15 protein-coding genes are annotated in these 11,592 nt (G+C 36.1%); 9 read left to right on the top strand and 6 right to left on the bottom strand.

What is annotated here, in order from left to right; genetic code table 11:
- Positions 1-37: 37 nt before the first annotated feature.
- The 5 genes from H4J66_RS08470 to queF all read right to left on the bottom strand — a co-directional run bounded on the left by H4J66_RS08470 (position 38) and on the right by queF (position 5,453).
- Positions 38-415, bottom strand: a complete 378-nt coding sequence (locus tag H4J66_RS08470; protein ID WP_070376247.1) for a DUF3192 domain-containing protein — start codon at positions 413-415, stop codon at positions 38-40.
- A 112-nt stretch (positions 416-527) separates the two neighbouring features.
- Complete coding sequence (xni, locus tag H4J66_RS08465) at positions 528-1,328, bottom strand: flap endonuclease Xni (RefSeq protein ID WP_182173123.1); 801 nt, start codon at positions 1,326-1,328, stop codon at positions 528-530.
- 10 nt (positions 1,329-1,338) lie between these two features.
- Positions 1,339-2,679 carry a nucleotide 5'-monophosphate nucleosidase PpnN gene (gene ppnN, locus H4J66_RS08460; protein ID WP_182173319.1) on the bottom strand — a complete coding sequence of 447 codons (1,341 nt, stop codon included), beginning with the start codon at positions 2,677-2,679 and terminating at the stop codon, positions 1,339-1,341.
- Positions 2,680-2,784: 105 nt separating this feature from the next.
- The gene (locus H4J66_RS08455; RefSeq protein WP_182173119.1) at positions 2,785-4,383 is read right to left on the bottom strand and encodes a GGDEF domain-containing protein; all 1,599 of its coding nucleotides are present in this window, start codon (positions 4,381-4,383) and stop codon (positions 2,785-2,787) included.
- Positions 4,384-4,589: 206 nt separating this feature from the next.
- A complete protein-coding gene (gene queF, locus H4J66_RS08450) occupies positions 4,590-5,453 on the bottom strand; it encodes an NADPH-dependent 7-cyano-7-deazaguanine reductase QueF (RefSeq protein WP_182173116.1) in 864 nt (287 codons plus the stop codon).
- Between the two features lie 61 nt (positions 5,454-5,514).
- Between queF and syd the strand changes: the two genes are divergently transcribed.
- Positions 5,515-6,075 (top strand): SecY-interacting protein, encoded by a 561-nt coding sequence (gene syd, locus H4J66_RS08445; RefSeq protein ID WP_182173113.1) that lies wholly within the window; start codon positions 5,515-5,517, stop codon positions 6,073-6,075.
- A gap of 7 nt (positions 6,076-6,082) precedes the next feature.
- Here syd and H4J66_RS08440 read toward each other — a convergent pair whose 3' ends face one another.
- Positions 6,083-6,403 carry a hypothetical protein gene (locus H4J66_RS08440; RefSeq protein ID WP_182173110.1) on the bottom strand — a complete coding sequence of 107 codons (321 nt, stop codon included), beginning with the start codon at positions 6,401-6,403 and terminating at the stop codon, positions 6,083-6,085.
- A 207-nt stretch (positions 6,404-6,610) separates the two neighbouring features.
- Between H4J66_RS08440 and H4J66_RS08435 the strand changes: the two genes are divergently transcribed.
- The 8 genes from H4J66_RS08435 (at position 6,611) to ybaK (ending at position 11,583) form a co-directional block, all read left to right on the top strand.
- Positions 6,611-6,994, top strand: coding sequence for a DUF3192 domain-containing protein (locus H4J66_RS08435; RefSeq protein ID WP_182173107.1), 384 nt, complete (start codon positions 6,611-6,613; stop codon positions 6,992-6,994).
- A 213-nt stretch (positions 6,995-7,207) separates the two neighbouring features.
- On the top strand, positions 7,208-7,852 hold the full coding sequence (locus tag H4J66_RS08430) for a GNAT family N-acetyltransferase (protein WP_182173105.1): 645 nt from the start codon (positions 7,208-7,210) through the stop codon (positions 7,850-7,852).
- Positions 7,853-8,148: 296 nt separating this feature from the next.
- Positions 8,149-8,694, top strand: a complete 546-nt coding sequence (locus H4J66_RS08425; protein ID WP_182173102.1) for a DUF7010 family protein — start codon at positions 8,149-8,151, stop codon at positions 8,692-8,694.
- A 125-nt stretch (positions 8,695-8,819) separates the two neighbouring features.
- Positions 8,820-9,413 (top strand): HD family hydrolase, encoded by a 594-nt coding sequence (locus H4J66_RS08420; RefSeq protein ID WP_182173099.1) that lies wholly within the window; start codon positions 8,820-8,822, stop codon positions 9,411-9,413.
- Positions 9,414-9,529: 116 nt separating this feature from the next.
- Positions 9,530-10,126: a glutathione S-transferase family protein gene (locus H4J66_RS08415; RefSeq protein WP_182173096.1), complete on the top strand. Its 597-nt coding sequence runs from the start codon at positions 9,530-9,532 to the stop codon at positions 10,124-10,126.
- A 108-nt stretch (positions 10,127-10,234) separates the two neighbouring features.
- Complete coding sequence (locus tag H4J66_RS08410; protein WP_182173093.1) at positions 10,235-10,612, top strand: PH domain-containing protein; 378 nt, start codon at positions 10,235-10,237, stop codon at positions 10,610-10,612.
- A gap of 95 nt (positions 10,613-10,707) precedes the next feature.
- On the top strand, positions 10,708-11,022 hold the full coding sequence (locus H4J66_RS08405) for a DUF2007 domain-containing protein (protein ID WP_182173090.1): 315 nt from the start codon (positions 10,708-10,710) through the stop codon (positions 11,020-11,022).
- Between the two features lie 93 nt (positions 11,023-11,115).
- The gene (gene ybaK / locus H4J66_RS08400) at positions 11,116-11,583 is read left to right on the top strand and encodes a Cys-tRNA(Pro) deacylase (RefSeq protein ID WP_182173087.1); all 468 of its coding nucleotides are present in this window, start codon (positions 11,116-11,118) and stop codon (positions 11,581-11,583) included.
- Positions 11,584-11,592 lie beyond the last annotated feature (9 nt).

Genomic DNA, 11,592 nt, shown 5'->3' with positions numbered 1-11,592 from the left:
AGACTTTTGTTTTATTAAAGCTGCTTTCAGCGTTAGTTTATAGTTGCTGAAACTGTTCGTAAGCTGTGTTGCCAATAGCGATAAGTGACCCATTTTTAAATAAAAGTGCGGTACATTCGTCTTGGGTAGTAAACCCATCAGATTTAACGTGTTGAGTACGATAAAATGTCACTTGAAAACTGTTTTCATTAACTTTTTTCGCCTCTGTTATATCTGGGCTGCCTAATTCTTCGATCGCTTGGTCGAAATTAAACTTTTCTAAGGTTAATTTACCTATGTACTGCTTGTTATATGATTCGCGGTCACCCCATTCCATATCAGATGGACTGTCATCATAAAAGTTTACCACTAGGGCAACAAAAACACCGTAAATGGCTAATGCGATTAAGATACGAGAGATGACTTTCTTATTCATTTATTAAAATTTCCGTTAAATTGTTGATCAATATTGAAAGATGAAGCTTAACAACCGCTAATGATTTTAGTTAATTTATACAACGTTTAATACAAATATTTTGTTCACCCCCCTAAGAAGAAAGGCGAATATCTTTCAAATTAAAGCCCAGTGGTATGTCTTTTTTGAGCGTAATAAGCTCTTGGCTGAGTGTAATTTGTTCTTTATGTTCAGCAAGCTTATTGGCTAATGTTGCTTTAATATCAGTTGCTTCAAGTATACTTTTTAATGAGCCATACTGATTTAGTAACTGTGCAGCAGTGACTTGTCCAATCCCCGCAACCCCTGGAATCTTATTGGTATTGTCACCGGTTAATGTCCATAAATCCATAAGCTGTTGTGGCTTAACATTGAATTTACTTAGTACAAAGTTAGTATCAAGATGGCGACGATTAAAGTGATCATAAACGCCGATATGTGGACCCAGTAATGAGAGAAAGCCTTTATCTGTCGAAACGATCGTGACATTTTGATCTTTTAATGCCATTTTTACTGCCAATGTCGCAATGATATCGTCAGCTTCATCTTCTTCTGGTATTAATGAATCGACTTGTTGCTTCATTAACTCATCTTGAATATCAGGAAGGCTGGCAGCCAAATGCGCTGCCATTTTTTTTCTGCCTTTCTTATAATCAGGGAATAGTTCGTAACGCCAACAAGGCTTGTCACTGTCAAATACCGCTAAAACATGACTAGGTTGTAGATGTGCAAGTATTTTTGTTAACGCTTGTCCGCAAGCGATCTGGGTATTAAACAGGACTTGTTGTTTGGTGTTTTCTGCAAGCTCGTTATTAAAAAGAAAAGGACGCTCTTGTACTGCGTATATTCTCCTAATTAAATTCAACGCATCAATTAATACAAGATGTGCGGACATTCATTTACCCTTAAATTACTTTATAGCATGGTAGATATTTACTGCCAGGTAGTTTCATTCGCTGTTGCTCAACAAATGACGCCAGTAAATTATCCATTAGTTTCATTATTTTTTTATCGCCAGATATTTCAAAGGGACCATTCTCTCTGATCGCTTTAATACCCTGCGATTTTACGTTACCCGCTACTATAGCAGAAAAAATACGGCGTAAGTTTGCTGCTAATGTCGCTTTGTCTAAATCATAGTTAATTGGCAGGTTAGCAATGTTTTCGTGCGTAGGTTCAAAAGGCTGTTGAAAGTCGGGCTCAATCACTAAAGACCAGTTAAAATGGAAGGCATCACCCGTTTTTTTGCGATAAGTTATGACTTCATTTAATTTATGACGCATGGCTTTAGCTACCGCAATTGGGTCATCAACAATAATTTCATAAAGGTTTTGTGCTTTTTCACCTAAAGTTGCGCCAATAAAGCGATCAACTTGAATAAAGTATTCTGCGCTCTCTTTAGGTCCTGTCAAAATAATAGGCAATTTTTGAGCTTCATTTTTGCTATTAAGCATAATACCTAAAATATAAAGCAATTCTTCGGCGGTTCCTGCGCCCCCAGGGAAAATAACAATACCATGTGACATTCGAACAAACGCTTCTAAACGTTTTTCGATATCAGGCATGATAACTAATTCATTAACGATAGGATTAGGTGGCTCAGCCGCAATAATACTTGGTTCTGTTAAACCAATATAACGACCGTCTTTATTACGCTGTTTTGCATGAGCTATAGTTGCCCCTTTCATTGGACCTTTCATTGCACCAGGGCCACAACCTGTACAGATATTAAAGCCTCGCAGGCCCAATTGATAACCCACTTCCTTAGTGTACTTGTACTCATTGTCGTTTATAGAATGCCCCCCCCAACAAGTGACCAGATTAGGATCGCTTTCAGGGATAATAACATTCGCATTTCGTAAAATATCAAATGTAAGATCTGTTATTTGCTGAGTATGTTTAGCATCGGCTTGGTATCTATTATGGGTAAAAAGAATATCGCGTAACACCGCTGATAAAAGCTCTTGTATACCTTTTATTATTTTACCATCAACGAAGGCATCACCGGGTGGGTTTGTTAAAGATAATTTTACCCCACGTTCGCGGCGCAGAACTTGTATCTCAAAATCTTGAAATTTTTGATATATTTGTTCGGCATCATCGGTATGGCTGCCGGCATTTAATACGGCGAGTGAACAATTTCGATAGACTTGATAAGTTTTACTGTTCGCTGATTTTTGAAGTTGCTCTATTTCTGATTGCGAGAGCAGGTTCATATTGCCAACAGGGTTTATTTGCGTATTCATCATTGAGCTCCTTCAGAAAAATGTAAAGCTAATAACTTGAAATGTGCCAAGATTATTAGCTTTTTATGGGTAATTGCAGAAATAAACGGAATTTTTAGGCGATATTTATAGGTAGACAACGTTGTTTTTGCCTTTTTCTTTTGCTTGATAAAGTGCACCATCTGCTCGTTCAAAAGCCATATGGACATTATCATCTTGTTGGATATGTGTAACGCCAATAGAAATGGTGATGGTCACTTTATTACTTTTAAATTTAAAGGGTAATTTTGCGACTTGTAAGCGCAGTCGGTTAAGTTTCTCAATTAAGTTTTCTTGATTGGTACCAGAGAATACGAGTACAAACTCTTCTCCGCCATAACGTGCAATAAATGCGTCACTACCTATGTGTTTTTTTAAGGTACTAGAAATGACTTGTAAGGTTTTATCGCCAGCAGTGTGGCCGTAGGTATCATTAATACGCTTAAAGTTATCAAGGTCCATAACCACAATAGCCAAATCGAAATTTTTATTATGAAAACTCACCATTTCTCTAGCGAAGTATTCATCAAATGCGGCGCGATTGTTGAGCTTAGTCAAGGCGTCTTGTAAGCTTCTGGCTTGTTGTTCTTGAATGCGTTTTTCAAAGTTTCGGCTATGTCTTTCTAATAATTTGACCTTTTCAGTCATTGACGATAATTGGCCGTGTAAAGCATCTTGTTGTTCATGTTCAAAGGTTGTTTTCTTTACAAGTGTGCTGGCAATAAGTTTTAACTTAGCATTAATATCAACTTTTATATCCGCTAGAGACGTGGCTTTATCTAAACCATTAGCCATATCTACAATCTGTTTTTGCAACTGTTCATTTAATAAATCATGTTGTGATTGAGATGCTTTGCAACTGTTTAGTGTTGTCTTTACTGCGGACTGCACGGTTGTTAAGGTTTCGCTTAGTGTTGAAAGAAATACTTTTGCAGTATTTCTTTCATCGTTCAAATCTTCAATGATCACATCAAATACGGCCAAAAAACTGTCCAATAAGTTGTTGTTTGATAAACCTTCATTGAGCTGAGACTTTATCACAGCGATATCTTTTGCATGTTTATCTGAGACAACTAAGTCGGCAATAATTGCTTCAAAACGAGCGATGTATTTCAACTCGGCATCGTTATTAACTTCAACCGTTTTTGTTGTTAAATTCTGTTGTCCTGATAATCCCCCCACAGGAGCAGCGTCAAGAAACTTTGCTGCTAAGGCGTCATCGTAAAAGGTTAATAACTGACTTAACAAGGGAACATATTGTATAACAGCATCTTTGGGATCTTTTGACTCCGTGATAAAACTGCGTAATTTACGTCGTAAGTCAGCAGGTAAGCCATTGATTTTTTGCAAAGCTAAACCAGCGATATGGAATTTTTCGTGCAATTGGTTAAGATTTGAAATATTTATTTGAGATTGCTGTTGTAGTAAAAGTGAAGTTGCGGCTATGTGTGCTTGAATGTCAGCAAGTGGCGCCAACTGTTTGAGTAAAAGTCGTAACTTAGCCAACTTATGATCTAACGTAATATCCATGCCCTTGCATACAAGAGAAAGCTTTTCAATAAAGGTTATTAACAGTGAAGACTGTGAGCTCAGGTCTTTTTCTACGTCGGCACGTGAAGTAATGGCGAGTTCGAGTTTTTTCTTTAGTAACGCTATTTCTTTGTTGGCGGCTGGGTTATTGCTCATAAAAAACGGTCTTCCGTAAAGTACTTTATCGGCTAATGGACTTGATACATTTGCATTGAGTATAGCTAAATATAGTTAATATAAAAATGAATACACTTTTAAATTATATGACTTAATAGTAAACCTAAGATGCTAAAAAGTCAGCATTGATAATGATTTATAATTGATTTATAGTTGATTTATAGTTGATTTAACTCAAATAATGCTTATTGTCTTAGCGTTCTTCCGGTTGGTGCGTGTAAGGTAGACGTCGATCGAAATGGATTTATGTCTAAACCGCCTCGTCTGGTGTAGCGTGCAAAAACAGTCAACTCAGTCACTTGACAATATTTCATTAAATCACAATATATTCTTTCAACACATTGTTCGTGAAACTCATTATGTTGCCTAAATGATATTAAGTAAGCTAGCAAAGCGCTTGGTGAAATTTTTTGACCGCTGTATTGAATATAAATACTTGCCCAATCGGGTTGATTAGTAATTAAACAGTTAGATTTTAATAAATGGCTGACTAAAGATTCATTCTTGACCGTTTTTCCTGCAATATTTGCATTGTTGAGCAGCTTTGGATCAAGTTGATAGTTATCAATATCAAGTTCAACATCATCTATACATAGAGTGTTTTCAGAAAAAATTTGATGATTTATTTCCAGAGCAGGGCAATTATCAACAGGAAATAGCTTTACGCCCGCTTTGCCTTTAGCGGTATTGGATAGATCTTTAATTAAGCAATCTTCAACCTCTTGCCAAGATGAAAACCGACTCTGATTAAAGCTATTTAAATACAATTTAAATGACTTTGACTCAACTATGTTTGTGCTGGTGCAAGGAAAACGAAATTCTGCAACAGCAACAACGGGTTTACCTGTGCTATTGAGCCACGAAATTTCATAGGCATACCAGACATCTTCGCCAATAAAGGGTAAGCTTTCAGCGTGAATAGCTAAACTGTCTCTATTTAAAGTTCGAGGTACCGCTTGCAAGAGTTCTGGGTTATATTCACTACAATAATTAGTGGCTTTTCCAAGTGTTAATTGGCTTAATACTTTTGCGTTTTTATAATTTGTCATACAATGGCTAGTCTAGTCTATTGGTTATGTGTCATTACATTTTAAAGGATCTTTTTAACAGATGAAATCATCACCATGCGAGTTAATGCAATCTTTATCATTATTTTCACAAAAATATTTATCACAATACCAAGAACGCTACCAACATTTACCGCTTATAGAAAAAGACGAGGAATGGCCTTCTCCATGTTTATCAGATGATTATGATGAAAATCATCAATATTGGCAACCTTGTGAAATCAGCGACCCGATTAACTTTGATAATGTTGAAAAAGCGTTAGAAATAACAATACACGCTGATTTTAAAATCTATTTCACCAGTTTGTACAGCGACACCTTAGATGCGAGCTGTGAGGAAGGCGCTTTATCACTACTTTTTGCTTGGAGCAAAGATGACTTCCAACGTTTACAAGAGAATGTGATAGGGCATATATTAATGAAGCAGAAATTAAAACAACCATTGACTTTATTTTTTGCTTTGACCGACGACGATAATATGATTTTAAGTGTCAACAATGACAACGGGGAGATCTGGGTCGAAAAAGTAGGTGCTAAAGCGCATAAGAAAGTGGCCGACTCACTGGTTAGCTTTATTAATATGCTCAGCCCTAGAATTCCTTAACTTATACTTATTTTAGGCTAATGATCAGGGCTTTTAGCTCTGCTAATTCAGTTTCTATTGGCGCTAATGCCGTTGCTATTGCTTTAGCTATCACCATCTCTATTTCTGGAGAGTTCAAGGCTAGCGTTTTATTTTCTTCAACAAGCTTCTCAGTTTCACCGGTTAATTTGCTCAGCTTAGGGTCATGGGTCCAATTTCTTAATATTGATATAAGGGTTGGCAGTGGAACTGGTTTTTTTAGCCTGGTTTTAAGTAAGGCTACCGTTGGCTTTTTACCTTGATTAGCTAATTGATTAGCGATGATTGTTATTTCGTCAGTTATGGTCATAAATTTATAATTACTTGTCAAAGAGGCTATGTTTTAGCGAATATCACAAGATATGTTCGCTGTGTTTACTTGATTTTTATTTTATTTATATATATATCAATGTGTTGCCAAGTTGGTTTGTCACTTGCTATTAAGTAAGTTGTAGACCAATAACGTTGTTTAAATTATATAAAATAATTATACATAAAATATCAATTAGGGAAACTTATGAAAAAATCAATTATAGCATTACTTATTGTGGCACCTTTAACTTTATCATTAACGGGATGTGTTATTGCTGTTGGTGGCGGTGATGAAGGGCATTCAATGTCAACTTCGTTTGGCGATCGTGAATATGAAAACCGTAAGAAAATTGACAAGATTCCATTAAATGCCAGCTATAGCTATGTTAAGCAAAAGCTAGGGCTTGGCGACTTCAATGAAAAATATCAAATAGGCGGTAAAGAAATACAGGTTCTCTTTTATCGTACTCATCGCGTACATAAAGATGATTTAACCACTAAGGACGAGTGTACATATTTACATTTTGTTAATGGTGATTTATTAGAAACAGGTAATGGTGCAGATTATAGGCGCAAAATTTCAGGTTAATCGTTATTGCTAAATAGTATAAAGGTAACCGCTAGTGTTACCTTTATAACTAAACCCTATGTTTTTACTCTAGCTGCACTTGCTATAGACGGTTTATTATTAAATATTTGTCTTAATAAAATAGCTTCAAAGCGTTGGAGTTTTGTTTGACCTTATTCGTTTTTTACTGCTATGGTGATGTAATAAAAATAATAAATGCAAGGATGACAAGGTATGTCAGAAGTAATACGTGATAAAAAAAATCTTGATATAAAAGCCGCTTATTTGTCAGGTGAAGATTTAAAACTCGCTGCCTCTTTACTGTATCAAGCTTATCATGATGATCCTGTTTTTTTAGAAATATTTTCCAATGAAAACAATGATTACGAACAAAAATTGCGCGCAGCCATTCGAGAAGAGTTAAGTGCTTTTTGGCATGCTAAACAACCTATGGTTGGCTTATACTTGGGGGAGGCAATGGTAGGTGTTGCTTGTTTAAATAGCCCAGACGAAAGTGTTAGTTCAGAGCGATTTTGGCACTGGCGTTTGAAGATGATGTTAGGTGCTGGCTACTTTAGTACCAAACAGATGATTGAAAAAGAAAAAATAGTACTTGCTGCTGTACCAATGAAGAAATTTCATATGCTTGCCTTTATTGCAATTCATCCTTTACATCAACATCATGGTTTTGGTCATTACCTTATGGCAGCCGTCAATACAATATTAGAAGAACACTCTGCAAGTGAGGGGGTTGCTGTTTATGCGACAACAAAGAAATATCAACAATTTTTTAAGGAAGTTGATTATGAACTGGTTAAAGAGCTCTCTATTGGCAATGTTTCGGGTTCACTGATGGTTCATTACAGAAGTAAAAGTTAAACCGAATCTCTTCATCAACTTTAGATAAATACCGAATTAATATTTGGTATTTTTTTATTTAATTTAAGGTGTTTTTTTACCTGTTCTAAAAATTTAGCGGTTGTATTTTAAAAGTAGCCAATGTTATATTTTACTGACTAATCGAATTTTTGTACCTTAACTATCTATTTTAACTAACAAAAAATGTTCAAATACTAAGTGTAAGCTGTAGCGTTTTGCTCAATATTTTTGTTAAGGTCATTATTGTCAGTGAATAGCAGTTAATAGGACATGCATTGCAAAATTAAGGAGTTTATATGAAGTTTGAAGCAGCACAGGAAAATATGCGCTTTTCATATTTTGGTGGTGGAGTCGGTGTATTAGTTTCTGGTTTAATTTGGTGTGCTGCAGGTTCAGTTGCATTAATGCATTCGAATCAATTGAGTATGCTAGCATTGTTCTTTGGCGGTATGTTTATCCATCCGTTAGCGATGCTATTGTCAAAATACTTTAAACGTCCTGGCAATCACCATCCTAAAAATCCGCTTGGCAAACTGGCATTAGAAAGTACGATTATCTTATTTGTCGGTTTATTTTTGGCTTTCTATGTAGCAAAGCTGCAAGTTGAATGGTTTTATCCAATCATGCTGATGATCATTGGTGTACGTTATTTAGTGTTTAATACGCTGTATGGCTTAAAAATATATTGGCTTTTAGGAAGCGTGCTGATATTTTCAGGTATGCTATGTATACTGTTAGGTGCTAATTTTATTATTGGCGCATTTATTGGTGGAGCAACAGAAATTGTCTTCTCACTTGTGATCATTAATCAATCGAAATGTTTGGTTTTAAACGCCACTTAGTTGCTCACTCCCACCTCGCCATTATTTGATGATTTGTTGATCTCCACTAAGCACGAACTTTTATGCTATAGGCGGCGAACTGTCGTCAAATTATGCTTCATTTACCTTATCATTTTGGAAAAACAATGGAAGAACTCAATAAACAATTAGATTTTATTATTGAATTAGATAGGCTCAAAGGAATTTATCGACAAGCGCTGGTCAAGTCTGATAAAAATAGATTTGAGAACAGTGCAGAGCACAGTTGGCATATTTCATTAACGGCTGAAATACTTCAAGAATATGCGGTAGAAAAAGTCAATATAGCACGAGTGATGAGTATGTTACTTATTCACGATATTGTCGAGATAGATGCAGGGGATATGTTTGCTTTTTCCGATAAACAAGCACTAGCAGAGCAACAAGAAAAAGAAATTGCTGCAGCAACCCGTATTTTTGGTTTATTACCAGAGAAACAGTTTCAAACTTTTAATGCCTTATGGACAGAGTTCGAAAAAGCTGAAACTGTTGATGCTCGATTTGCTAAAGCCATGGACAGCGTCTTACCCTTTTTACAAAATATAAAGAATGAGGGGGGCAGTTGGGTTAAGCACAAGGTTAAAAAATCACAGGTACTAAAACGTAATAGTTTTCTTGAAGGGCTCGCTCCTCAGTTATGGTTATATGTTTGTCAGCAAATTGATAATGCGGTAGAGCAAGGTTGGTTGTTGGACGAGTAATCAGCATAGCTAATCAGTAAAGTATTACGCTGTTTAATTACACAAGCTATTATTTATATTGTCGATAATAATTGTTCGAGCAATTATTACAACGTGGCATGCTCAAGGATAATGTAGTGAAAATATATGCGGATATTCAGTTAGGTAATTGTTATAAAATTAAGCTTGTTACCTCGATTTTACAGATAGAGCATGAGTGGATTAATATTAATATACTTGCAGGCGAGAGTGGCACAACGTCGTTTTTGAAAAAGAACCCAACAGGAAAAATCCCGTTACTTGAGCTTGATGATGGACGTTTTTTATCAGAATCTAACGCTATTTTGAATTACCTTGCCTCAGGTTCATCACTGTTACCTAAAGATAGATTTGAAAATGCAAAGGTACAGCAGTGGCAATTTTTTGAACAATATAGCCATGAGCCATTTATTGCTGTTGCTAGGTTTATTGCTAAATATCTTGGTTTACCTGATAACCGTAAAGCGGAATATCAATCCAAACAAGAAGGGGGTGATAAAGCACTAAGAATTATGGAAAAGCAATTGAAAATAACACCCTATCTTGTCGGGAGCACATTGACTACCGCTGATATTTCACTTTATGGATATACACACGTAGCAGAAGAGGGTGGTTTTAATCTGCTTGAATATCCTGCTATTCAAATGTGGATCAATAGGGTACAAGCACACCCCAACTATACAGCTATGGCGTAACATCATTGTGGAGAACCATGAAGTTTGAGATAAAGATAACGTTTGTCAACACTGCAAAGCTATGCTGTTTATTACGGTATTCGAAAATTATTTACACAAGGATTAACTATGATAGATTTTAAAAACTCTTCGGTGTTCAAATTAAAACCAATAGAAATCGAAGATGCGAGAGAAGACTTTCACAAGTTTATGATTGAGGGTGAGTCAATTTTTGCCGCTTTTAAAAGTATTAGAGATCAAGTGGTATTCACGAATAAACGCATTATTGCCGCCAATGTTCAGGGAATTACCGGCTCTAAGGTCGACTATACTTCTTTGCCTTATAGCAAAATACAGGCTTTTTCAGTTGAGTCATCAGGCACTTTAGATTTGGATTGTGAAATAGAAGTCTATGTCAGTGAACTCGGTATGGCTAAATTTGAGATTAAAGGTTCTTTCGATCTTATCCAATTTAATCAGCATATTAGTCAACACGTACTTGCGTAAATTCATTGTTATTGACAAATTAATAGTGAGTTTGTTGGTTAATATTTTAGCTAACTGCCCCTCTAACTATTAATAGCTATCACTAAGGCGAAATTATGAAACTGCTTTATGCTCACGAAAACCATTTTATGGTTAACAATGTTAAAAACCTTATTGAGGCACAACAAATAAGTTGCTTTATTAAAAATGAATTTGCTCAAGGAGCCGTAGGTGAAATATCAGCGTTTGACGCTTGGCCAGAAGTTTGGCTTGTTAATGAGGCTGATTTTGAACGTGCAACGACGATATTAACGTCATATCAGCAGGCTAATAAAGGCGAAGACTGGCTGTGTAAAAGCTGCGCTGAAACAAATGATCCCTCCTTTGAGATATGCTGGAACTGTCAGCATGAACATAAAGGGTCGCTTTAAAGAAGCTCTTTAAGTTCGAACATTGTTTTTATAATAATATATTAGCCAACAATTATCAGCGACTTCTTTAGGCTACTCACTTAGGATATTGAAATGACACCAGGAATCAATGTAGCTAAAAAAAACAAAGTTTCACATAAAATACATGAGTATTCTCATGATGAAACCACGGAGTCCTATGGACTCGAAGCGGCCGAAAAATTAGGTGTCATCGAACAACGAATATTCAAAACTTTAGTGGTAATGCTAGATGATAAAACCTTAGCCGTAGGCATTATTCCGGTTTCCGCTATGCTTAGTATGAAGCTTATTGCAAAAGCTGTTGGAGCTAAAAAAGCTAATATGGCTGATAAGTCTGATGTTGAACGTTCAACGGGGTATGTTCTTGGAGGAGTAAGTCCACTTGGGCAAAAAAAAGCACTGAAAACAATTGTTGACGCCTCAGCTAACCATTACGCCTCTATCTATGTCAGTGCAGGTCGGCGAGGATTAGAAATAGAATTGAGCCCCGCCGACTTAATAAAGCTCACGAATGGAATGCTAACGAAAATTTGTCAGTGATAACATTAA

Origin of the sequence: Colwellia sp. MB3u-55 (genome assembly GCF_014076785.1) — a bacterium.
Classification (GTDB): domain Bacteria; phylum Pseudomonadota; class Gammaproteobacteria; order Enterobacterales; family Alteromonadaceae; genus Colwellia_A.
The sequence above is the reverse complement of the archived record's forward strand: the minus strand, read 5'-3'. Positions and strand labels throughout refer to the sequence as shown.

Excerpts from the sequence above, each read along its gene's own strand:
- H4J66_RS08470 (WP_070376247.1), bottom strand. The coding sequence starts at position 415 with ATGAATAAGAAAGTCATCTCTCGTATCTTAATCGCATTAGCCATTTAC.
- xni (WP_182173123.1), bottom strand. The coding sequence starts at position 1,328 with ATGTCCGCACATCTTGTATTAATTGATGCGTTGAATTTAATTAGGAGA.
- ppnN (WP_182173319.1), bottom strand. The coding sequence starts at position 2,679 with ATGAATACGCAAATAAACCCTGTTGGCAATATGAACCTGCTCTCGCAA.
- H4J66_RS08455 (WP_182173119.1), bottom strand. The coding sequence starts at position 4,383 with ATGAGCAATAACCCAGCCGCCAACAAAGAAATAGCGTTACTAAAGAAA.
- queF (WP_182173116.1), bottom strand. The coding sequence starts at position 5,453 with ATGACAAATTATAAAAACGCAAAAGTATTAAGCCAATTAACACTTGGA.
- syd (WP_182173113.1), top strand. The coding sequence starts at position 5,515 with ATGAAATCATCACCATGCGAGTTAATGCAATCTTTATCATTATTTTCA.
- H4J66_RS08440 (WP_182173110.1), bottom strand. The coding sequence starts at position 6,403 with ATGACCATAACTGACGAAATAACAATCATCGCTAATCAATTAGCTAAT.
- H4J66_RS08435 (WP_182173107.1), top strand. The coding sequence starts at position 6,611 with ATGAAAAAATCAATTATAGCATTACTTATTGTGGCACCTTTAACTTTA.
- H4J66_RS08430 (WP_182173105.1), top strand. The coding sequence starts at position 7,208 with ATGTCAGAAGTAATACGTGATAAAAAAAATCTTGATATAAAAGCCGCT.
- H4J66_RS08425 (WP_182173102.1), top strand. The coding sequence starts at position 8,149 with ATGAAGTTTGAAGCAGCACAGGAAAATATGCGCTTTTCATATTTTGGT.
- H4J66_RS08420 (WP_182173099.1), top strand. The coding sequence starts at position 8,820 with ATGGAAGAACTCAATAAACAATTAGATTTTATTATTGAATTAGATAGG.
- H4J66_RS08410 (WP_182173093.1), top strand. The coding sequence starts at position 10,235 with ATGATAGATTTTAAAAACTCTTCGGTGTTCAAATTAAAACCAATAGAA.
- H4J66_RS08405 (WP_182173090.1), top strand. The coding sequence starts at position 10,708 with ATGAAACTGCTTTATGCTCACGAAAACCATTTTATGGTTAACAATGTT.
- ybaK (WP_182173087.1), top strand. The coding sequence starts at position 11,116 with ATGACACCAGGAATCAATGTAGCTAAAAAAAACAAAGTTTCACATAAA.